Here is a 21,740-nt window from a genome sequence, read left to right as displayed (position 1 = left end):
GGCGCGACGCCGTGCGTGCGGCGGGGCCCGGTACGGCGGAGCGCGCGGCGCGGGGGCCGCGACATGCGTGGCCGTGACGGGATGGTTAGCGTCGGAGGTATGACCACCATTCCGGCGCGCTTCGAGATCCTGCTGGTCGCCGAGCACACCGAGGGCGACGAAGGGCCGCCCAGCTCGGCGAACGCACTGCGCTCGGCCCTCGTCGAGGCGACCGGCGAAACGGGGGCCTCCGGCTATCCGCGCTACGCGGGCAACGGCATGGAGGCCGATATCGACCCCGAGACCCGCACGGTCGAGGCGCTGCTGATCGACGGGTACGAAGTGGACTACGGCCTGTCGGTCCGCGTGGTCGACGCTCCGGCCGGCTGACGCTCCCCGGCCCGTCGCGCGATGCCCGGGGTGCCGGAGCGGGAGCGGTGCGGCCGTTGACAGAGATCGTCTCCGGACAGAGACTCTGGCGGGGCCGGTGTGAACGATGGTTCACGGGGCGGACACCCTGATGGGCGAGGGCAGACGTGCGGAACAGCCGCCCCGCGCCCGCGCTCACCGCCGGCACCGCGTCACGCTGTGGGAGAGAAGCCGGAGATCCGATGACCATTCGCGATGTCTATGTCGTCGACGCCGTCCGTACCCCGATCGGCAGGTTCGGGGGTGCGCTGGCCTCCGTACGCCCCGACGATCTCGCCGCCCATGTGGTGAGGGCCCTGGTGGACCGCTCTCCGGAGCTCGACCCGGCCAGGATCGACGACGTCGTGTTCGGGGACGCCAACGGCGCGGGCGAGGACAACCGCGACGTGGCGCGCATGGCCGTGCTGCTCGCCGGACTGCCGGTGTCCGTCCCGGGGGTGACGGTCAACCGGCTCTGCGGCTCCGGCCTCGAAGCGGTCATCCAGGCGGCCCGCGCGGTCGCCCTCGGCGACGCGTCCGTCGTCGTGGCGGGCGGGGTCGAGTCGATGTCCCGCGCCCCCTGGGTGCTCCAGAAGCCGGAGCGGGCCTTTCCGGCCGGGCATCAGCAGCTTCACTCGACGACCCTCGGCTGGCGCATGACCAACCCGGCGATGCCCGCGGAGTGGACGGTTCCGCTGGGCGAGGGCGCCGAACTGATCGCGGACAAGCACGCGATCACCCGGGAGCGGCAGGACGCGTTCGCCCTCGCCAGCCATCGCAAGGCCGCCGACGCCTGGGCCGCGGGCCTCTACGACGGCGAGGTCGTCCCGTACGACGGGGTGGACCTGGCCCGCGACGAATGCGTCCGCGACAGCACCTCCATGGAGGCGCTCGCCAAGCTGAAGCCGTCCTTCCGTACGGACGGGACCGGGACCGTGACGGCCGGCAACGCCTCACCCCTCAATGACGGCGCCGCCGCGCTGCTGCTCGTCGACGAGACGGGGCTGCGCGAGACGGGCCGCGAACCGCTCGCCCGTATCCGGGCCTCCGCGGTCACCGGCGTCGAACCGCAGCTCTTCGGCCTCGGCCCGGTCGAGGCGGTCCAGCGGGCTCTGGGCAAGGCCAGCCGTACGTTCGCCGATCTCACCACGTTCGAACTCAACGAGGCCTTCGCCGCCCAGTCGCTGGGCTGCCTCGCCGAATGGCCCGGACTCGATCCGGCCGTCGTCAACCCGCGTGGCGGCGCCCTCGCGATCGGTCATCCGCTCGGCGCCTCCGGAGCCCGGCTGGCCGGATCCGTCGCCCACCAGCTCGCCGCGGCGGGCTCGGGCACGGGCCTCGCCGCGCTCTGCATCGGCGTGGGACAGGGCCTCGCGCTGGTTCTGGAACGCTGACGGGGCGACGGGAGACGACGGAGCCGGCGGGGCGCTCCCGGTCACTGCGGGCCGCCGGCCACCCGGTCCCCGGTCACCTGGCGGCCGCGGTCACCGAGCGCCCCCGGTCACCGAGCGGCCTCGCCGTTCTTGGCCTGCGCCTCGGCCTCGGCCACCGACTTCCGCACCTCGTCCATGTCCAGCGCGCGTGCCTGTCCGATCACGTCCTCCAGGGCGGTCTCGGGCAGCGCGCCCGGCTGGGCGAACACCGCGACATTGTCCCGGACGATCATCAGCGTCGGAATCGAGCGGATCTCGAACGCGGCGGCCAGCTCCTGCTGCGCCTCCGTGTCGACCTTGGCGAAGACGAGGTCTTCGTGGCGCTCCGAGGCCTTCTCGTAGACCGGGGCGAACTGGCGGCACGGACCGCACCAGGAAGCCCAGAAGTCGATCAGGATGAAGTCGTTCTCCGACACCGTCCGGTCGAAGTTCTCCTTGGTGAGTTCCACAGTGGCCATTGCCTGATACCTCTTCCTGACTCTCCGGGTTGCGGCGCCTGCGACAACGGTGTGCGTCACCGCCGTATTCCTGGCCCCTGCCCGAAGATCGTGTGGCCATGCGACCGGACGCGCACCAGACTGGCCCCTATGACGATGACGCATGCCACGGAAACCCTTGAATACGACGTTGTGGTGCTGGGCGCGGGACCGGTCGGGGAGAACGTCGCCGACCGGACCATGGCGGCCGGGCTGAGCACGGCGGTCGTCGAGAGCGAACTCGTCGGCGGCGAGTGCTCGTACTGGGCGTGTATGCCCAGCAAGGCCTTGCTCCGCCCGGCGATCACACGCGCCGACGCCCGGCGCGTCCCGGGGGTGAGCCAGGCCGTGCAGGGGCCGTTGGACGCCAAGGCCGTGCTCGCGCATCGCGATGAGTTCACCGCGCACTGGAAGGACGACGGCCAGGTCGCGTGGCTCGACGGGACCGGTGCCGATCTCCACCGCGGACACGGCCGGCTGGACGGCAGGAAGAGGGTCGCCGTCACGGGCCCCGACGGCGGCATCACGGTGCTGGTCGCGCGGCACGCCGTCGCGGTGTGCACGGGCAGCCGGGCCGTACTGCCCGATCTCCCGGGACTCGCCGCCGTCAAGCCCTGGACCAGCCGCGAGGCGACCAGCTCATCGCGGGTCCCGGGACGGCTCGTGATCGTCGGCGGGGGAGTGGTGGGCGTGGAGATGGCCACCGCCTGGCGGGCGCTGGGCTCGGACGTCACGCTGCTGGTGCGGGGTGACCGCCTGCTGCCCAGGATGGAGTCCTTCGCCGGAGAGCTGGTCGCCGAGTCGCTGACGGAGGCGGGCGCCACGGTCCGTACGGGCGTCTCGGTGAGCGCGGTCGAGCGCGACGGCGGGACGGGACCGGTGACCGTGACGCTGGACGGTGGTGAGCGGATCGAGTGCGACGAGGTGCTCTTCGCCACCGGCCGCGCGCCCCGCACGGACGACGCCGGTCTCGCGTCGGTCGGCCTGGAACCGGGCTCCTGGCTGACCGTCGACGACACCTGCCGGGTCGAGGGCACCGACTGGCTCTACGGGGTCGGTGACGTCAACCACCGCGCCCTGCTCACCCATCAGGGCAAGTACCAGGCCCGTATCGCGGGTGCCGTCATCGTCGCGAGGGCCCAGGGCGTACCGACCCTGGACGCCGGCGCCTGGGGCAGCCACGCCGCCACCGCCGACCATGCCGCCGTCCCCCAGGTCGTCTTCACGGAGCCGGAGGTCGGTGCCGTGGGCCTCACCCTCGCGGAGGCCGAAGCGGCGGGCCACCGCGTTCGCGCGGTCGACTACGACATGGCCGGCATCGCGGGCACGTCCCTCTACGCCGACGGGTACCGCGGCCGGGCCCGCATGATCGTCGACCTGGACAGCGGGATTCTCCGGGGAGTCACCTTCGCCGGCCCGGCCGTCGGTGAGCTGCTCCACTCCGCCACGGTCGCGGTCGTCGGCGAGGTCCCCATCGACCGCCTGTGGCACGCGGTTCCGTCCTACCCGACGATCAGCGAGGTGTGGCTGCGCCTGCTGGAGACGTATCGCGGGTAGCGGTCCCGCCGCCGGACACCGCGTCCCGCCGTGTCGTCGAGCCCCGCCCGCCCGTCCGGTCCGTCTCATCCGCGCCGCGCGGGCGCGGGGACGACGAGGGCCAGGGTGACCGCCGGCGAGGCCGCCGCCGTCAGCGCCATCGCCGTCGATGACGGCATGTGCTCGGCGGCGGCTCCCGCCAGGGCCGCGCCAACCCCCCGCGCGGTCAGCATGCCGGAGGCGTGCAGCCCGAGGACGTGGCCGCTCGGCCTCTCGGGTGCCAGGGCCATCAGCCGCTCGCTGACCGACGCCCAACGGTACGGGTGAGTTTCCGGGGACGGACCCTCACGAGTGAGTTTCCTGGGACGGACCCGCTCGTCAAGGTCCCTCATTTCCCGCCCCGTTCGTGACGTCCGCGCACAGCCTAGGGAGATCACTAATGAAGTTGATCTAACGTGCCGCTAAACCCCCCACTTACGAAGTGAGCTGAACAGCCGTGCGCGAGGAAGCAGTCCAGGACACGCCGCCGTCCCCGCCGGAACACCCGGTCGACGCCTCCTCACCGGACGCGGGGGACGCCGGATACAGCAAGGACCTCAAGTCCCGGCACATCAACATGATCGCGATCGGCGGCGCGATCGGCACCGGGCTCTTCCTCGGCGCGGGCGGCCGGCTCGCCTCCGCGGGGCCCGCCCTCGCGCTGGCCTACGCCGTCTGCGGCCTCTTCGCCTTCTTCGTCGTACGCGCCCTCGGTGAACTGGTCCTGCACCGGCCGTCGTCGGGCTCCTTCGTCTCCTACGCCCGGGAGTTCCTGGGCGAGAAGGGCGCGTACACCGCCGGCTGGATGTATGTCGTGAACTGGTCGACCACCGGTATCGCCGACATCACGGCCGTCGCGCTCTACGCCCACTACTGGAGCCTTTTCACCGAGGTGCCGCAGTGGGTGCTCGCCCTCGTCGCGCTCGCCGTGGTGCTCAGTGTGAATCTGATCTCGGTGAAGATCTTCGGCGAGATGGAGTTCTGGTTCGCGATCATCAAGGTCGCCGCGCTCGTCGCCTTCATGGCGATCGGTATCTTCCTGCTGGTCACCCGGCAGCCGGTGGACGGGCAGACGCCCGGCCTCCATGTCATCTCCGACAACGGCGGCTTCTTCCCGTCCGGTCTGCTGCCGGTGGTCGTGGTCCTCCAGGGCGTCGTCTTCGCCTACGCGGCCGTCGAGCTGATCGGTGTCACCGCGGGCGAGACGGCCGAGCCGCACAAGGTCGTGCCGCGCGCGGTGAACTCCATCATGTGGCGGGTCCTGGTCTTCTACGTCGGCTCGGTCGTGCTGCTGGCCCTGCTGATCCCGTACGACGGTTACTCGGCCTCGGAAAGCCCCTTCGTCACCGTGCTGTCCAAGATCGGTGTGCCGGCGGCGGGCGACGTGATGAATCTGGTGGTGCTCACCGCCGCGATGTCCAGCCTCAACTCCGGCCTCTACTCGACCGGTCGCATCCTGCGGTCCATGGCGATGGCGGGCTCGGCGCCCCGCTGGACCGGGCTCATGAACCGGCACCAGGTGCCGTACGGCGGGATCATGCTCACCGCCGCCGTCTGTGTGCTCGGCGTCGGTCTGAACTATGTCGTGCCGGGTGAGGCGTTCGAGATCGTCCTCAATATCGCCGCGCTCGGTGTGCTCACCACCTGGGCCATCATCATGCTCTGCCACCTGGTCTTCGTCCGGCGGGCCGAGGAGGGCCGGCTGGCGCGCCCGTCCTACCGACTGCCGGGGTCGCCGTTCGTCGAGCTGGTCACCCTCGCCTTCCTGGCCGGGGTCGTCGTGCTGATGTGGGCCGACGGCGGGGTCGGCCGCCGTACGGTGCTGCTCGTTCCGGTGATCGCGGCGGCCCTGGTCGTGGGCTGGTTCGCGGTGCGGGGACGGGTACGCGACACGGCGGCGGCGTCCGCCGCGAACGGGGACACGACGCCCGCCGGGAACGCCGGGGACGACAGGGACACTCCCTAGGGCCCTGTCCCTTCCCGTCAGGGCGCATCCCGTTCCTCCCTCCACCCATCCTGGCCCTCGATCCATCATGGCTCTCGATTCATCCGATGGATACGGTCGGTCAAGAAAATCCGGTCCTGAAAGGAGCGTTGACAGGTTCTTGTCATGCTCCAATCATCGGATCTCATGACGGAACTTCCCAGACGCCATGTACTCGGAATGACGGCAGGAGCGGCAATCGGCGCCGCTCTGGTCCACCCGGCCACGGCCGACGCGAGTCCGCACACCACGCCGCCGGGGGCGAAAACAGCGACAGGGCCGGAGACGGGGACGGAAGGGGGAGACGGCGACTGGGGCACGGTCCCGGCCGCTCTCCCCGTACCCCTGGAGCGGTGGTTCGACAACGACGGGATCGACACCGCCGACGCCCGCGGGGGGAACTTCGACGGCTCCGGCTACACCTTCCCCGGCGGGGAACTGCCCGCCGGGGAGGTGGAGATCGACGGACTGGCCTATCTCTTCCCGGCCGCCACGGCGGGGGCGAAGAACAACATCGTCGCGCTCGGGCAGCGTGTCGAACTGCCCCCGGGCCGGTATCTGTCGGGCCATTTCCTGACGGCGAGCAGTTACGGCGAGACCTCGGGGGAGGTCACCGTCCACTACGCGGACGGCACCACCTCGACCGCCTCCCTCGGCGGCCCCGACTGGTACGCGGGCACGGGCGCCCTCGTCGCCCCGTACCGCTACGGCCCCACCGGCGCCGAGGACCCCCACCAGGTCGTGATCGCCGCGTCCGCGGTCGCCCTCGACCCGGGCAGGGAGGCGGTGGCCCTCACGCTGCCGGTCACCCGCCCCGCCGAGGCGAACTCCTCCTCGCTGCACATCTTCGCGCTCTCCCTCCAACCGGCCGCCGAGGGACGGGCGTTGGCGCTCCGCGGCGCGCGCTCGACGACCTCCTCACTGGACCATGGCGCCCAGAGCGTCGAGGCCACGGTCGTCAACGCGGGGACGGTGGGCATTCTCGCCGCCGACGGGCTCACCCTCTCTGTGGACGTCCCGGGGGCCCGTACGGTCGCACCCGCCCGTGTCACCCGGCTCGCTCCCGGCGACGAGACCCGCGTACGGATCGGCATCCGCCCCGGCCCCGGCACTTCACCCGGCACCCGTGCGGACGGCCGTATCGTCGCCCGCGGCCGGGGCCGGGAAGCCGCCGCAGCGCGCCGCTCCCTCACCCTGGGCGTGCCCGACTTCCGGCCCACCGACGACTCCCTGAACACCCATCAGGCGCCGTACTGGTTCCAGGACGCGAAGTTCGGGATCTTCATCCACTGGGGGGTCTACTCCGTGCCCGCGTGGGCGCCGGTCGGCGTGCAGTACGCCGAGTGGTACTGGTCGCAGATGCAGGACCCGGACAACCCGACGTACGCGTACCACCGCCAGACCTATGGCGAGTCGTTCGCCTACGACGACTTCATCCCGCTCTTCCGCGCCGAGCGGTTCGATCCGCGCTCCTGGGTCGAGCTGTTCCGGGACGCGGGCGCCCAGTACCACGTCCTGACCTCCAAGCACCATGAGGGATTCGCCCTCTGGGACACCAAGGTCTCCGACCGCAACTCCGTGAAGATGGGCCCGAAACGCGATCTGATCAGGGAACTCTTCGACGCGTCCCGCCGCTACACACCGGAGCTGCACCGCGGTCTGTACTTCTCGATGCCGGAGTGGTTCAACCCCGACCACCCCTGGGAGGGGCACGCGCCCCGCAATCCGTACACCCTGGAACCCGTCCCGTACACCGGCCACTTCGCGGGCCAGGACTACATCAAGGACCTCCAGGCCCCGCAGATGCTGGAGCTGATCGAGGGGTACGACCCGGAGATCCTCTGGTGCGACATCGGCGGCGACAACGACAGCCATCGCGTCCTGGCGGAGTACTTCAACCACGCCAAGAACCGGGCACGCCCCATCGAGGTGACCGTCAACAACCGCTCGGGCATCGGCCCGCACGACTTCACCACGCCCGAGTACACCACGTACGACTCGGTCGTCACCGCGAAGTGGGAGGCCAGCCGGGGGCTGGACCCGCGCTCCTACGGCTACAACCGGGCCACCCCCGACGACAAGTACATGACGACCGAGGAGGTCATCCACTCCCTCGTCGACATCGTCTCCAAGAACGGCAACTTCCTGCTCGACATCGGCCCGCGGGCCGACGGCACCATCCCGGAGATCATGGAGCGCAGGCTCCGGGAGACCGGGGAGTGGCTGAAGGTCAACGGCGAGGCGATCTACGGCAGTACGTACTGGGCGAGGATGCCGCAGCTCGGTGAGGACCTGCGCTTCACGGTCCGGCCGGAGAAGGCGTTCTACATCCACTCGCTCACCCGGCCGGGCAGCACCCTCACGGTCGAGGCTCCGGTGCCCGTCAGGCCCGGGGACCGGGTGACGCTGCTCGGCCACGACCGGGCGCTGAGCTGGCGTACGACCGGCGGCTCGCTGGTCATCGACGTACCGTCGGCGGCGCGTGCGTCCGGGCGGCACGTGTGGGTGTTCAAGGTCGACTGGCGGTCCTGAGGGCTAATCGCCGCAAAGTCCCAGAGTCCCGAGGACCCGAGGACCTGAGGCCGTCCCGAGGACCTGAGGCCGTCCTGAGGTCCTGAGGCCGTCCTGAGGTTCCGAGGGGGCTGGGGGCGGGAACCGCTCCCGCCCCGAGCCTCCTCGGGCCATGCCGGCGGTGCTCAGCAGATACCGTCCCCCGGTTTGGGGTTGCTCAGCGCGAACAGCGGACGCAGCCTCAGGCCGGCCCAGGTGCCCAGGATCGCGACGGCCCCCCAGATCCAGCCATGCAGACTTCCCGAGGCGATGCCCGCCAGGTAGGCGCCGATATTGCAGCCGCCCGCCAGCCGGGCGCCGATCCCCATCAGTACACCGCCCAGCACCGCGGCGACGGCGGTCCGCCACGGCACGCCGCGATGGAGCGTCCAGGTGCCGCCCAGCGCCGCCGCCACCGCCGCGCCGATCATGATGCCGATATCGGTCAGGCTGTTCTTGTCGGCGAGCACCGGGCCCGCCAGCATCCCGGCGTTGTTGGGCTGCTGCCAGAACGTCCAGGTCTCCGGGTGCCCGCCGAGGGCGCGCACCAGCTCCGCACCCCACAGGCTGAACGCGCTGGTGACGCCCCAGGCGCCGCCGGAGACCAGCAGTACGCCGGCGCCGAGCACGGAGAGTGCCAGGGCTCCCGCGGCCAGCGGCCAGGAGCCGCGCAGCACCCGGGCGGCGGCGCCGCGCGCGGACGGTACGGGGCCGGTCGGCGGCGGGTTGCGGCGCGCCTGGAGCCGCCGCGACACGAGCACGATGAGCGCGAGCGCGGCCATGGTCACGGCCCAGGAGCCGAACCAGCCGATGTGGTCGGCCAGCACGACGGGCTCGAACGCGGGCAGGTCCTTCCAGAGGCCGAACTGCCAGGCGGCGAGGGTCGAACCGGCGATGAAACCGCCAGCAGCCCCACGCCCAGGGGTCCGGCCGACGGCGCGGGCACCGAACCGAAGAGGCCGGTGCCGGTGCCGATCAGCAGCGCGAACAGGGTCGCCGTGGTCCCGAGCAGCAGGGTATGGGCGCGCAGGCCGGTGCCGTTGCCGACGGCGACGAGCTGCCGCCACGCGGAGGTGAAGCCGAAGCGCGAGTGGAAGAGCGCCACGCCGAGACCGAGGCCGAGCAGCAGGAGCACACCGGGCCGGGCGCCATGCGCGGACCACACATAGCCGGTCAGTGCCACGGCGATCAGCGCGGACACGACGAGAGGCACCCGGCGCACGGGCGGGGCCGGGGGAGCCTCGGGGCGGGGTACGGAGGTGGGGGAGGGGGCGAGCAGGGCGGCGGACTTCGTCGCCTCCACGGGCGGTGCGGTCATTGCGGGATCTCCGGGGACGGGCTGGGATACGGGAGGGGCCGGCGTGTCCGCCGCGGTCGGCGACGGCCATGGCGGAAGCGGCCGGGAAGAGGACTCGGCGGCTGTCGGCCGAGGGCTCGGCGACGACGGGATTCAGCCGCGACCGGCTCAGCGAGGACAGGTCGCGCGGCGACAGAGGCCGTCGTCGACACACCACGCCGAGTTCGCGAAGAGCGCGAGACAGAGGAGGCGGGCGGGTGCGGACATGGGGATGAGCATAAGGGCCGGTTTCCGCCTTGTGGACCAGCGTCTCGCCATACGGTCGGATCGGGGCCCGCACGGGTGCCGCCGGCCGGTGCGGCCCGTCGGGCCGCCGTCAGATCTCGGCGGACGTCCGCGCCGGTGCGGGCCAGCGCGCGTGGAGGGCGTCGATCCGGTAGTCGTGGCCGTGCCACCACCCGGCGTGGGTGGCCACCGCGTCCCGTACGTGCGGATGTCCGGCGGGGAGTTCGCTGTGCACATGACCGAGATGGCCGGGGTCCCGGCGCGGCCAGAGGGCCACCGCCGCGACGGCGGCGGCCAGGGAGACCCCGGCCAGCGCCCCGGCCGCCGCGGGCAGGCCCGCCCCCACGGCCAGCGATCCCGCCAGGGGATAGGTGAGCAGCCAGCAGCCGTGGGACAGCGAGAAGCGCGCGGCGAACGCGGCCGGGAGATCGGCGGCCGCGGCGGAGCGGCGCAGCAGGCGCCCGCTCGGGGTGAGCACCACGGACGAGGCGATCCCCAGCAGCGTCCACGCGCCGAGCAGAGCCGGCCACGCCCACCGTCCGGGCGCGACGGCCGTGCCCAGCGAGACGGCGGCCAGCACACCCGGCAGCACGAACGCCGCGGGCAGCATCACCGTACGGTCACCGGCCCTGTCGAGCAGCCGGGGCAGCAGAAGAGCGGCGGCCATGGACCCGCCCCCGAAGGCGCCCAGCGCCAGCGAGACATCACCGGCGGTCCGGTCGAGATCGCCGCGTACCAGCACCACTGTATTGACGGTGACCATGGCGCCGCCCGCCGCGACCGCCAGATCGAGGCACAGCAGCGCCCGCAGCCTCGGGGTGGCGAAGAACAGCCGGGCGCCGAAGTACGCCTTCGCGCGGGCGCCCCCGGTACGTTCCACCGGCGCCGGCCGGGGCAGCAGTACGGAGACCACCAGCGCGGCCGACGCCAGAAAACCCAGCGCGGTGCCCGCGAACAGCCAGTTGTAGGAGATCACGGTCAGCAGCGCGGCGGCCAGCGCGGGACTGAACAGACTCTCCAGGTCGTACGCCAGCCGCGAGAGCGACAGGGCCCGTGTGTAGTCGCGTTCCTCGGGCAGCAGCCGGGGAATCGTCGCCTGGAACGCCGGGGTGAAGGCGGCCGAGGCGCACTGCAGCAGGAAGATCAGGACATAGATCTGCCACACGTGGGAGACGAAGGGCAGCGAGAGCGCGACAGCGGCGCGGACCAGATCCGTCGACACCAGCAGCGCGCGGCGTGGAATCCGGTCGGTGAAGGCGCCGATGACCGGCGCGACGCCCACGTACGCGACCATCTTGATGGCCAGGGCCGTCCCCAGGACGGCGGACGCGTCCGCCCCCGCGAGGTCGTAGGCGAGCAGGCTCAGCGCGACCGTCGCGAGCCCGGTTCCCACGAGCGCGACGACCTGGGCCGCGAAGAGATGCCGATAGGTGCGGTTGCGCAGCACAGTGAGCATGCGACTGTCCTTGACCGGCCGTCGGGTGCGTCGTCCCAATCTAATGCACGTGTGCGCATCCATGCACGCGTTGGGGTGTGCATCGCGCCGCGGGGGAGAGGCCGGGGAGGCTCAGTCGTGCCAGGGTTCGCCGGTGACCTGGTGGTTGGCGTGGCTGATCGCCTCCACCACCAGCCTGCGGAGATGGCCGTCCGTGAGCGCGTAGACGACATGGCGGCCGTCCTTGCGCGACCGCACCAGTTCCGCCAGCCGCAGCTTGGCCAGATGCTGGCTCACCGCGGGCCGCGCCGCTCCGCACGCGGCCGCCAGCGCCGTCACATCGGACTCGCCGCGGGTCAGCAGCCACACCAGATGCAGTCGGGTGGGGTCGGCGAGCAGCGAGAAGACGGACGCCGCCGCGGCCAGCTCGGAGGCGCCGGGCGTGTGCTGATGCGCGTCGCTCGCTGTTGAGGATCCATGGCGTCCGGGCATGGGCCCATCGTAGGCGCGGCTCGTGGCACACTCCCCGCCCGCGGTCGTGGCGGCGTCCGGCCCGGAAACCTCTCCGTCATCCGGTGAACGCCGGTGGGAAACACCGGCTGCCTACTCTCCCCGCGTGGGAAGCCGCTCCCGCCCCCACCCCGGCCCACCAGGAGGCGTGGCATGAGCACCGAACCACGGCTGATAGCTCCCGACAGCCATCCGGAGCCCTCTCGGGCCGGGACGGCCGCGGCGCCGGCGGCGGACACCACGAGAACCGGCGACCGGGCGGCCGGCGAGACCCTGGAGGACTACACCCTCCGCTTCGCGCCGCGCGGTTACCGCCGCTGGACCCCCATGGTCGTGGCGACCACCGCGCTCGGCGGCATCGCCTATCTCGCCGACTTCTCCATCGGCGCCGGTATCGGACTCACCCACGGCACCGGCAACGCGCTGGCCGCGATCGGCCTCGCGGCGGCCGTCATCTTCCTCACCGGATTCCCGCTCGCGTACTACGGAGCGCGGTACAACATCGATCTGGACCTCATCACGCGGGGCTCCGGCTTCGGTTACTACGGGTCCGTGCTGACCAGTGTCATCTTCGCCAGCTTCACCTTCATCTTCTTCGCCCTCGAAGGCTCGATCATGGCGCAGGGGCTGAAACTGGGCTTCGGGCTGCCGCTGTGGCTGGGCTATCTCGTCTCCACCCTCATGGTGATCCCGCTGGTCATCTACGGGATGAAGGCACTCAGCAAACTCCAGGTCTGGACGACTCCCGTCTGGCTGCTGCTGATGGCCGGGCCGCTGGTCTATCTGGTCGCCAACGACCCGGACACGGTGAACCGTTTCCTCGCGTACGCGGGCACCGACGGCGACGGCGGTGTCAACACCGCTTCCGTACTGCTGGGCGCGGGCGTGTGCCTGTCGCTCATCGCCCAGATCGGCGAGCAGATCGACTACCTGCGCTTCATGCCGCCCAAGACCGAGGCGAACAAGCGCGGCTGGTGGACGGCCGTGGTGATGGCCGGCCCCGGCTGGGTGATCCTCGGCGCGCTCAAGCAGGCCATGGGGGTCTTCCTGGCCGTGTACATCCTCTCCGAGGTGGGGCCGGCGGCGGCCACCGAACCCATCCAGCAGTTCCGCGGCGCCTTCGACGCGATGATGCCGTCCTGGCTGGTCGTACCGCTGGCCGTGGTGCTGGTCGTGATCAGCCAGATCAAGATCAATGTCACCAACGCCTATTCCGGTTCGCTGGCATGGACCAATTCCGTCACCCGCGTCACCAAGCGCTACCCGGGCCGGATGATCTTCGTCCTGGTCAATCTGGCGTTCGCGCTGATCCTGATGGAGGCCGACATGTTCAGCTTCCTCAACAGCATCCTGGGGTTCTACTCCAACTGCGCGATCGCGTGGGTCGTGACCGTCGCCACGGACATCATGATCAACAAGTATCTGCTCAAACTCTCCCCGCACGCGCCCGAGTTCCGCCGGGGCATGCTCTACGCGGTCAACCCGGTGGGCGTGGTGGCCTTCGTCGCCGCGTCCGGACTCTCGATCGCCATGTACTTCCACGCGCTGGGCGACACACTCCAGCCGTACTCACCCGTCGCCGCCGCCGTGATCGCGTTCGTCGTCACACCGCTGATGGCCGTGGCCACCAAGGGCCGTTACTATCTGCGGCGCACCGACGACGGGATCGACGAGCCGCTGCTCGACGCCGAGGGAAACCCCAGCGCGACCACGTACGTCTGCCATGTGTGCCGGCAGGAGTTCGAACGGCCCGACCTGGCCGCCTGCCTCACCCACGACGCGGTGGTCTGCTCGCTCTGCCTGAGCACGGACAGTGCGGGCGACCATCTGCTGCCCGCGTCGCCCACGGCGCCCGCCGCTCCGTGACACGTGGCGGCCGCCGCCCCGTCGGCCCAGCGGGTGTCACGCCCGGGCCGCCGGGTGTCACGCCCGGGCCGCCGGGGGTCACGCCTGGGACAGCAACTCCTCGATCAGAGCCCCCACCTGCGCGGTCTCGATCAGGAAGCCGTCGTGTCCGTACGGCGACTCGATGGTTCTGAGCCGGTCGGCTCCCGGGATGGCGGCGGCCAGCTCCGCCTGCTGGGCCAGTGGATAGAGCCGGTCGGAGTCGACCCCGGCGACCAGGGCCGGCATCCGGACCCGGCGCAGCGCCGCCGCGACGCCACCGCGGCCCCGGCCCACGTCATGGCCGTTCATCGCCTCGGTGAGCGTCACATAACTTCCCGCGTCGAACCGGCGCACCAGCTTCGCGGCGTGATGGTCGAGATACGACTCGACCTGGTACCGGCCGCCCCGCCAGGGATGGCCGCCCGGCTGCGGTCCCCGGCCGAACCGGGTGCCGAGCTCCGGCTCACTGCGATAGGTCACATGCGCGATACGGCGGGCTATCCCCAGCCCCCGGTACGGACCGCCACCGGCCGGGGCGTCGTGGTAACGGCCCTCCTGCCACGCCGGGTCCGAACGGATCGCCGCGATCTGGACGGATCCCCAGGCGATCTGCTCCGCGGAGGCGGCGGCGGGACACGCGAGCACCAGCAGTGAGCCCGTGCGCTCCGGCCGGCCCACGGCCCATTCGAGCGCGCGCATACCGCCCATGGACCCGCCGATGACGGCGGCCCAGCGCGCGATCCCCAACGCGTCGGCGAGCGCCGCCTCGGCGGCGACCTGGTCGCGCTGCGTCAGATACGGGAACTCCGGCCCCCAGCGGCCTCCGCCGGGCCGCGCCGACGCGGGGCCCGTACTGCCCTGGCAGCCGCCGAGCACGTTCGGAGCCACCACGAACCAGCGGCTGGTGTCCAGCGCCCGGCCGGGACCGACCAGGGCATCCCACCACCCCCCTGTGGGATGCCCCGGCCCGGCCGGTCCCGCGACATGGCTGTCCCCCGTCAGCGCGTGCAGGACCAGCACCGCGTTCGAGCCGTCGGGCGCGAGCCGCCCCCAGGTCTCGTACGCGAGCCGAACCCCGGGCAGCGCTCCGCCCGCCTCCAGCGGGAGCGGACCGTCGAGCGCCACCCAGGAGCGGCGGCCGGCCGGATCCCCCTCCTGCCAGCCGCCCGTGGCCGGCGGGAGGGGGAGCGTGGCCGGTTCGGCGGAGGTGTTCAGGACGCCGCCTTCGCGGCGCGGAACCCCGCCTCCAGATCGGCCTTGAGATCGGCCACGTTCTCCAGCCCCACCGAGAGCCGCACCAACCCCGGAGCGGTGCCCGTCGCCGCCAGCTCCTCCTCGCCGAGCTGACTGTGGGTGGTCGACGCCGGGTGGATGATGAGGCTGCGCACATCACCGATATTGGCGAGATGGCTGAAGAGTTCGACCCCGTCCACGAACCTCTTGCCCGCCTCGACCCCGTCGCGCAGTTCGAACGCGAGGACCGCGCCGGCACCGTGCGGAAGGTAGCGCCGCCCGGCCTCGTACCAGCGGTTGGACGCCAGGCCCGGGTAGTGGACGGCGGCGACCTCGTCGCGCTGTTCCAGCCACTCGGCGAGGGCCAGCGCGTTGGACGTGTGCCGCTCGACGCGCAGGCTGAGCGTCTCGACGCCCTGGAGCAGCAGGAACGCGGAGTGGGGGGAGAGCGCGGGGCCGATGTCGCGCAGCAGCTGGACCCGCAGCTTGACCGCGAAGGCGCCGGGGCCCAGATCCGGCCAGTAGCGCAGCCCGTGGTAACTGGCGTCCGGGGTGTGGAAATCCGCGAACCGCTCGGCGTGCGCGCCGAAGTCGAAGGTGCCCCCGTCGACCACCACCCCGCCGATGGTGGTGCCGTGCCCGCCGAGGAACTTCGTCGCCGAGTGCACCACGATGTCCGCGCCGTGCTCGATCGGACGGAGCAGATACGGCGTCGGCACGGTGTTGTCGACGATCAGCGGCAGCCCGGCGTCGTGCGCCGCGTCCGCCACCGCCCGCACGTCCAGGACGTTGCCGCGCGGATTGCCCAGCGTCTCGGCGAACAGCGCCTTGGTGTTGGGGCGTACGGCGGCCCGCCAGGCGTCGATGTCGTCCGGGTCGTCGACGAACGACACCTCGATGCCGAACCGGGGGAGCGTATGCCGGAAGAGGTTGTACGTCCCGCCGTACAGCGAGGTGCTGGAGACGATGTGGTCCCCGGCGCGGGCCAGCGTCAGGATCGCCAGCGTCTCGGCGGCCTGCCCCGACGCGAGCGCGACGGCCGCGGCCCCGCCCTCCAGGGCGGCGATCCGCTGCTCCAGGACGTCCTGCGTGGGGTTGTGGATCCGGGTGTAGATATTGCCGGGTTCGGCGAGGGAGAACAGATCGGCCGCGTGCTGGGTGTCCTTGAAGACGAACGACGTCGTCTGGTAGATCGGCACCGCGCGGGCGCCGGTCGTCGGATCGGGTTCGGCCCCCGCGTGGATCTGCTTGGTCTCGAAGGACCACGAGGGACCGGCGTCCTGCCGGGAGTTGTCCTCGGGAGTGTGTCCCCCGGTGATGGAGTCTACGGGCTGGCTCATATCAGGCCTCGCACGGGTTCTTGTGGCAGCGGGATCGCTTGACTGGCGGGATCGCTTGATTACGGAAGGTAGAGCCGCCGCGTCATGGCCGGAAGCGCGCCGCGCGCATGGCCATGAACCCGCAATATCCCGGCAACACAAGCCGATCCCGGCAGCACAGGGCGCAGGGGACCTGACGGTCCGTCGGCGAGTCCGGTGGGGTCGGGGCGTGGCGCGGCGCGGTGTGCCGGACGGCGGACGGCGGACGGCGGGCGGCGGGCGACGGATCCATCAGGTCCTGCGGCCACGCCGGCCCGCGCGGCGACGGCCACGGTGCGCCCACGGGTGCGTGATCAGCAGAAAGGCGGTCATGACCACGGCGATCGCCTCGGCGACGACCGTGAGTTTCTTGTCGCCGTACCAGATCGGCTCGTACATGTTCGGGATCGGGCCCAGTTGGCCGACATCGACATAGCGGTAGACCAGCAGCAGCGCCAGACCGCCGGCCGCCACACACCACGCGAAGAGATCGCCGGGCAGCCGCTGCCAGACCAGCACGAACAACGCCGCGAGCGATGCCAGACCGGCCTCGATACGGAACAGGTCGCCCTGGCTGATGGTCGCGGTGACCACGTCGTACTGGTCGGCCAGATAGGCGTGGAGATACGCGTCCCACGCGAGACCGGCGGCGGCCAGCAACCGGGCCGCTCCGCGCAGCGGCCGGAGTCTCCGGCCGGAGCCCGAGCGGACGCCGGAGGGCGCTGAGGACATCACTTCTCCCGGGGTTTAGTAGCCGCCGCCGGTGTTCTGCTGCGGAGTGGTGTTCTTCTTGCCTGATGTGCCGAGCACGTACCAGGTGCCGTGGGACCAGAAGTCGCCCTGGCCGTTGGTGTCACCGGGCTTGTGATCGCCCGTGAACCGGTACAGGGGATGGCCGTTGTAGGTGGCCTGCTTCGCCCCGTTGTCGCGCGTGGTGGTGGAGAGCAGGTTCGCCTTCACCCCGCCGGTCCCCGCCTCGGGCTTTCCGGTGACGGTCAGGGGCGGCCAGATCTTCACACAGTCACCCGTACAGGTGGACTTGTTCGGCTTGTCCCCCTCGAAGAGATAGAGGGTCCGCCCCTCGCCGTCGACCAGGATCTTTCCGAGAGAAGTGGACCTCGCGGACACCTTGCCGGCCACCGTCGCGGAGGGGGACGGGCTCGCGGTGGCGGACGCGGAGGCCGCCGTGAGGTCCTCGGGCGCCCCGGTCGCCTCCGCCGGAGCACCGCCACCGCCGCCCGAACATCCGGTGACCGCCGCCGCGCACAGCAGGGCCAGGGCCATCGCGGTGGCACGTCCGGTGTTGGTCCCCATCGAGGCTCCTCGGATCCGGCCGCTCCTCGGGCGGCGAACCGCCCGCCCGATCACGGCGGTACCACCCACTACACGCCACGCCCCGCTACGGGGCCACCGGACAGAGCCGTCCGAATGTACGCGGCGAAGCGGGCAGCGGGGCGCGTGCGAGGAGCGTCGTCGGGTACGCCGTGAGGTGCGTGGCGACGACCGCGCCGCCGGCAGGACGACGACCTCCGGCACGAAGATGCCCCGGACGGCCGTGCCCAGCGGGCCGGGTCCGCTGTTCACCACACGGGAGTCCGACGGCGCGCCGCTCTGATCCGGACCCCGGGGACCGATCCCCATCCTCGTCCGAAAGGGGCTTGACGCCATGAACGCAGCATCCATGAGCCCGAGGGGCCGTCCCGCCCCCTCACCACGTGGCCGGCCGAGCAGGCGGGACCAGTACCGGCGGGCCGGCCGCTGGCTCGCCCTGGCCGCCGCCGCCCTGGTGCTGGCCACGGCCATGGCGGGCGGCTGGTTCTACACCGCGCTGAGCGGGAACATCCGTGGCGCGGGCGTGGACGACGCCCTCGGCGACAACCGGCCCAGGGCCGGCCAGGGCGAGAACGTCCTGATCATCGGCTCCGACAGCCGCGAGGGGCAGGGCGGTGCCTTCGGCAGGAACCTGACCACCATGCAGTCGGACACCCTGATGCTGCTGCATGTCGGCGGCAGCGGCGAGTGGGCCACCGTGGTGTCGTTCCCCCGTGACTCGTGGGTCCGGATCCCCGCGTGCGGCCAGGGCGACGGCACTGTCTCGGCTCCCCATCATTTCAAGATCAACCAGGCGTTCGCGATCGGCGGTTCCACGGGCGACACCGCCAAGGCCGCCGCCTGCGCGATCAAGACCGTCGAACAGAACACCCGTATCCGTGTCGACCACTTCATGATCGTGGACTTCCGCGGGTTCACCGGCATGGTCGACGCCCTGGGCGGCGTCGAGATCTGCCCCCCGCTGCCCATCCACGACACGAAGGCCCATCTCGATCTCCGCGCGGGCTGCCAGACGGTGAAGAACGACCAGGCCCTCGGCTACGTACGCGCCCGCTACAGCCTCGGCGACGGAACGGACATCGGACGGATCGGCCGCCAGCAGGAGTTCATGCGCGCCCTCGCCGCCAAGGCCAGGACGCGGCTGTACCAGCCGCGGGCGCTCTACGGATTCCTCGACTCGGCCACCGCATCGCTGACCACCGACCCCGAACTGGCCGGTCTCAAACCCCTGTACGACCTGGCATCAGGTATCAAACGCATGCCCACGGAACGGATCACGTTCCTGACCGTCCCCCACTATCCCCGGGCCAGAGACGTCCCGGGCGACACGGCCAACGTCGTCTGGAACCCGCCCGCCGCCCAGCAGTTGTTCACCGCCCTCATCCAGGACCGGGAGATGTCCAGGGCCCGCCTGCTGAAAGCGGCGGAGCAACTGCCCCCGGCGGCCGGCACCGTGCGGGTCGCCGTCCTCAACGGCACCGACGTCCCCGGCAAGGCCCGCGAGACCGCCGAACAGCTGCGCGCGCTCGGCTTCCGGATCAGCGCGACCGGCAACGCCCCCGCCCCGGCGGGGCGGAGCACGCTCACCTACCCCGAGGGCTTCGCGGCACAGGCCCGGTCCCTGGCCGCGAGACTCCCCGGCCTCGACCCCGTCCCCTCGGACGGGACCGGGCGCGGCACGCTGACCCTCACCATCGGTCCCGATCTGCCCCATGTCACGGGGTGACCGGCGACTCCGCCACGCGTCAGACGGGCCGTGGCAGGGACAGCAGCGCGTTGTACGCGCTCTGGATGAACGTCTGGCCGAGGGTCGGGCTCGTGTTCGTCAGCGCGACCAGTGCGGTGCGGTGCCGCGGGCTGAACCCGGCGAAGGCACTGAACCCCCGGGTGCCGCCGGAGTGGTGGTAGACGTCGCCGTCCGGACGGACGCGGATGTTCCAGACCAGCGCCAGCCTTTTGCCGCCGTCGCGCAGGGCGAGCCGGGGGCGTACCACGTCCACCAGAGCGGTACGCAACGTGTCCGGCACCGGCACCGGCACCGGCACCGCGGGCGCGGCGCCCGGCGGGACGTCCGGCGCGGCGTCCAGCCCGGCATCGAGGAGCTTCAGCAGATCGCGCGCGCTGGACCGGAGCGCGCCGGCTCCCGCGAGCCCGGGGATCAGCCACGGCGGCCGGGCACGTCCGTGCCAGTAGCCCGTTGCCTGCGGAAGACCGGGCCCGCAGCTGGTGCGGGTCAGCCCGAGCGGGCCGAGCACCCGGGCCGCGAGGAGGTCCCCGTACCCCTGTCCGCCCCCGTACCCCGGGCCGCCGCCGGGCGCGGCGCGGGTGAGGAGATGACCGAGCAGCCCCACACCGAAGTTGGAGTACCGCACGCGCTCGCCGGGGCGGGCGTGCGGACGTGTCCTCGCCAGGGCGCGCAGCAGATCGGCGGTGGAGAGACGGGCGTACGGATTGGAGAACCAGTCGGCCGCCGCGCCGCCGAGGAACCCCGGGGGCAGCCGGGGCAGCCCCGAGGTGTGGGTGGCCAGATGAAGCAGGGTGATGGGTCCGCCGCGCGGCCGGGGGAGGGCTTCCGGCGGCAGGAACCGGCCCAGCGGATCGCCGTACGCCACCTCGCCCCTGGCCACGTGCTCGGCGAGCAGCAGCGCCGTGAAGCACTTCGTGAGTGAACCGATCTCGAACCGGGTGTCCGCCGTGACGGGGATCCCGCCGTGGTGCGAGGTGCTGCCGTACGTCACGACGGCCCGCCGGTCGCCGTGGCGCAGCGCGACCGCGACCGCGCCGGTGCGCGCCGCCGCCCTGATGGCCTCGGCGGGACGACGTGCCCAGCCGGGCGGACGCGGCCCGGCGTCGGCGTTCGCCACGTACATCGCGGCCCCGCGTGCTCCGGCGCCCTCGCCGGTCCCCGTCGTCTCCCCGGCCTCTTCCGTCCCCGTCGGCCGCGCCGTTCCGGTCGCCTCCTCCGCCCCCGCCGCGCCCGGTGTCACGACCGGGCGCCCAGGGCACGGGAGATGGCGAGGGTCCCGGCGACCACCGCGACCACGGTGGTGTGGTGGTGCGCGGCGAAGCGTTCGGCGGGATCCTCGCTGACGGGTTGGCCGTCCCGGGGCATCAGCCCGTCCGCGTGCTGGATCCTGGCCAGCCGCTCCCACGCCGCCGGATCGAGGTGCGGCTCGGGGAGGCAGCCGCCGACGATCAGCAGCTCGGCGACCAGGTCCCATTCGCCGATCTCGGCCCAGATGTCGATCCAGGCGGGCAGCCAGCGAGCGAGGTACTGGGCGAGATCGCCCGGCAGCCCCGAGGGCAGCCTGCCCCAGTCGGTGAGGTGGAAGACGGTGTGTGTCATGCAGTAGGCGGTCATCCAGTCGATGAGCCAGGGCTCCGGGCACGCGCCCAGCCAGGTCGCGCGGGACAGCGTGGCCCAGTCGGTGGCGAGGCCGCCCTGGTCGAATCCGCCGATCCGCGCCGCGTTGGCGACGGCGAGGCGGCGGTTCGGCAGCATCTCCGCCGCCCGCGCCGAACGCAGCGAGGTGGTGTGCGCCAGCAGCCGGTCCAGTGCGTCATGGCGGTAGTCGCAGCGGGCGAAGTGGGCGTATGTCTCCAACGGGTCGGTCATCATCGGGTAGCGCAGCAGCCGCTCATGGAGCATGGCACCGCCTCCGAGCTGCTTCCAGCTGAAGTCCAGCAGCTCGCGGGCGAGGCGTAGTTCGGCGGAGCCGGCCACGCCCTCGCGCAGGACGAGCGAGGCGGCGAGCGCGGTCTCGCCCAGCGGCTTGTACACGCTGTCGGGCTCGGCGAGTTCGGCGGTGGTGTCGGGCGGCAGGGCGCCGTGCTCCCGCTGGGTATGGAGCCAGGTCAGCGCCTGGGAGGCGATCCGGTGGGCGGCTTCTGTGACGGGCATGGCCATCGGGTCTCGGTCCGATCGGGTGTGAGTGCGGGATCCGGGTGGCTCTGGCGGAGGATCCGGAGGGGCCGGAGGATCAGAGGGGCCAGGGCCA

General features: G+C 71.9%; 17 protein-coding genes and 1 pseudogene. 7 read left to right on the top strand and 11 right to left on the bottom strand.

All coding sequences use genetic code 11. The features are described from left to right. Nucleotides 1-99 precede the first annotated feature (99 nt). Together ACZ7LS_RS16865 and ACZ7LS_RS16860 are read left to right on the top strand one after the other, a co-directional pair. On the top strand, nt 100-369 hold the full coding sequence (locus tag ACZ7LS_RS16865; RefSeq protein ID WP_382516218.1) for a hypothetical protein: 270 nt from the start codon (nt 100-102) through the stop codon (nt 367-369). A gap of 221 nt (nt 370-590) precedes the next feature. Then, complete coding sequence (locus ACZ7LS_RS16860) at nt 591-1,781, top strand: thiolase family protein (RefSeq protein WP_385133541.1); 1,191 nt, start codon at nt 591-593, stop codon at nt 1,779-1,781. 107 nt (nt 1,782-1,888) lie between these two features. Here ACZ7LS_RS16860 and trxA read toward each other — a convergent pair whose 3' ends face one another. After that, nucleotides 1,889-2,278 (bottom strand): thioredoxin, encoded by a 390-nt coding sequence (gene trxA / locus ACZ7LS_RS16855; RefSeq protein WP_129771390.1) that lies wholly within the window; start codon nt 2,276-2,278, stop codon nt 1,889-1,891. A gap of 129 nt (nt 2,279-2,407) precedes the next feature. Between trxA and ACZ7LS_RS16850 the strand changes: the two genes are divergently transcribed. Further along, a complete protein-coding gene (locus tag ACZ7LS_RS16850) occupies nt 2,408-3,853 on the top strand; it encodes a dihydrolipoyl dehydrogenase family protein (RefSeq protein ID WP_385133544.1) in 1,446 nt (481 codons plus the stop codon). 65 nt (nt 3,854-3,918) lie between these two features. Here ACZ7LS_RS16850 and ACZ7LS_RS16845 read toward each other — a convergent pair whose 3' ends face one another. Next, a complete protein-coding gene (locus tag ACZ7LS_RS16845) occupies nt 3,919-4,122 on the bottom strand; it encodes a hypothetical protein (RefSeq protein ID WP_385133547.1) in 204 nt (67 codons plus the stop codon). Nucleotides 4,123-4,328: 206 nt separating this feature from the next. Here ACZ7LS_RS16845 and ACZ7LS_RS16840 point away from each other — a divergent pair, with 206 nt between their 5' ends. Next, complete coding sequence (locus tag ACZ7LS_RS16840; RefSeq protein WP_382516227.1) at nt 4,329-5,837, top strand: amino acid permease; 1,509 nt, start codon at nt 4,329-4,331, stop codon at nt 5,835-5,837. Between the two features lie 165 nt (nt 5,838-6,002). After that, nucleotides 6,003-8,387, top strand: a complete 2,385-nt coding sequence (locus tag ACZ7LS_RS16835; protein ID WP_385133550.1) for an alpha-L-fucosidase — start codon at nt 6,003-6,005, stop codon at nt 8,385-8,387. Between the two features lie 164 nt (nt 8,388-8,551). Here ACZ7LS_RS16835 and ACZ7LS_RS16830 read toward each other — a convergent pair. From ACZ7LS_RS16830 to ACZ7LS_RS16820, 3 genes and pseudogenes are all read right to left on the bottom strand, one after another. Next, a pseudogene (locus ACZ7LS_RS16830) lies at nt 8,552-9,723 on the bottom strand (YeeE/YedE thiosulfate transporter family protein). A 355-nt stretch (nt 9,724-10,078) separates the two neighbouring features. Beyond that, complete coding sequence (locus tag ACZ7LS_RS16825) at nt 10,079-11,443, bottom strand: MFS transporter (protein WP_385133553.1); 1,365 nt, start codon at nt 11,441-11,443, stop codon at nt 10,079-10,081. Between the two features lie 111 nt (nt 11,444-11,554). Continuing rightward, the gene (locus ACZ7LS_RS16820; RefSeq protein WP_129771395.1) at nt 11,555-11,914 is read right to left on the bottom strand and encodes an ArsR/SmtB family transcription factor; all 360 of its coding nucleotides are present in this window, start codon (nt 11,912-11,914) and stop codon (nt 11,555-11,557) included. Nucleotides 11,915-12,085: 171 nt separating this feature from the next. Between ACZ7LS_RS16820 and ACZ7LS_RS16815 the strand changes: the two genes are divergently transcribed. Then, nucleotides 12,086-13,798, top strand: a complete 1,713-nt coding sequence (locus ACZ7LS_RS16815; RefSeq protein WP_385133557.1) for a purine-cytosine permease family protein — start codon at nt 12,086-12,088, stop codon at nt 13,796-13,798. Between the two features lie 78 nt (nt 13,799-13,876). Here the strand turns inward: ACZ7LS_RS16815 and metX are convergent, their stop codons facing one another. The 4 genes from metX to ACZ7LS_RS16795 all read right to left on the bottom strand — a co-directional run bounded on the left by metX (nt 13,877) and on the right by ACZ7LS_RS16795 (nt 17,724). Next, nucleotides 13,877-15,034, bottom strand: coding sequence for a homoserine O-acetyltransferase MetX (gene metX, locus ACZ7LS_RS16810; RefSeq protein WP_382516867.1), 1,158 nt, complete (start codon nt 15,032-15,034; stop codon nt 13,877-13,879). Beyond that, nucleotides 15,031-16,392: a bifunctional o-acetylhomoserine/o-acetylserine sulfhydrylase gene (locus ACZ7LS_RS16805; RefSeq protein ID WP_382516240.1), complete on the bottom strand. Its 1,362-nt coding sequence runs from the start codon at nt 16,390-16,392 to the stop codon at nt 15,031-15,033. The genes metX and ACZ7LS_RS16805 overlap by 4 nt, the downstream gene beginning before the upstream one ends. Before the next feature lie 270 nt (nt 16,393-16,662). Then, nucleotides 16,663-17,142, bottom strand: coding sequence for a hypothetical protein (locus ACZ7LS_RS16800; RefSeq protein WP_382516242.1), 480 nt, complete (start codon nt 17,140-17,142; stop codon nt 16,663-16,665). A gap of 15 nt (nt 17,143-17,157) precedes the next feature. Beyond that, complete coding sequence (locus ACZ7LS_RS16795) at nt 17,158-17,724, bottom strand: COG4315 family predicted lipoprotein (RefSeq protein ID WP_382665138.1); 567 nt, start codon at nt 17,722-17,724, stop codon at nt 17,158-17,160. Nucleotides 17,725-18,076: 352 nt separating this feature from the next. On the opposite strand from ACZ7LS_RS16795, the gene ACZ7LS_RS16790 reads away from it, so the two are divergent. Then, nucleotides 18,077-19,468: an LCP family protein gene (locus ACZ7LS_RS16790; protein WP_382878310.1), complete on the top strand. Its 1,392-nt coding sequence runs from the start codon at nt 18,077-18,079 to the stop codon at nt 19,466-19,468. Between the two features lie 19 nt (nt 19,469-19,487). On the opposite strand, the gene ACZ7LS_RS16785 is transcribed toward ACZ7LS_RS16790, so the two are convergent. Beyond that, nucleotides 19,488-20,729, bottom strand: a complete 1,242-nt coding sequence (locus ACZ7LS_RS16785; protein WP_385133562.1) for a serine hydrolase domain-containing protein — start codon at nt 20,727-20,729, stop codon at nt 19,488-19,490. Beyond that, complete coding sequence (locus ACZ7LS_RS16780; protein ID WP_382516253.1) at nt 20,726-21,649, bottom strand: DUF6895 family protein; 924 nt, start codon at nt 21,647-21,649, stop codon at nt 20,726-20,728. The genes ACZ7LS_RS16785 and ACZ7LS_RS16780 overlap by 4 nt, the downstream gene beginning before the upstream one ends. Nucleotides 21,650-21,740 lie beyond the last annotated feature (91 nt).

This window comes from Streptomyces sp. NPDC039430, from assembly GCF_055639435.1.
The sequence above is the reverse complement of the archived record's forward strand: the minus strand, read 5'-3'. Positions and strand labels throughout refer to the sequence as shown.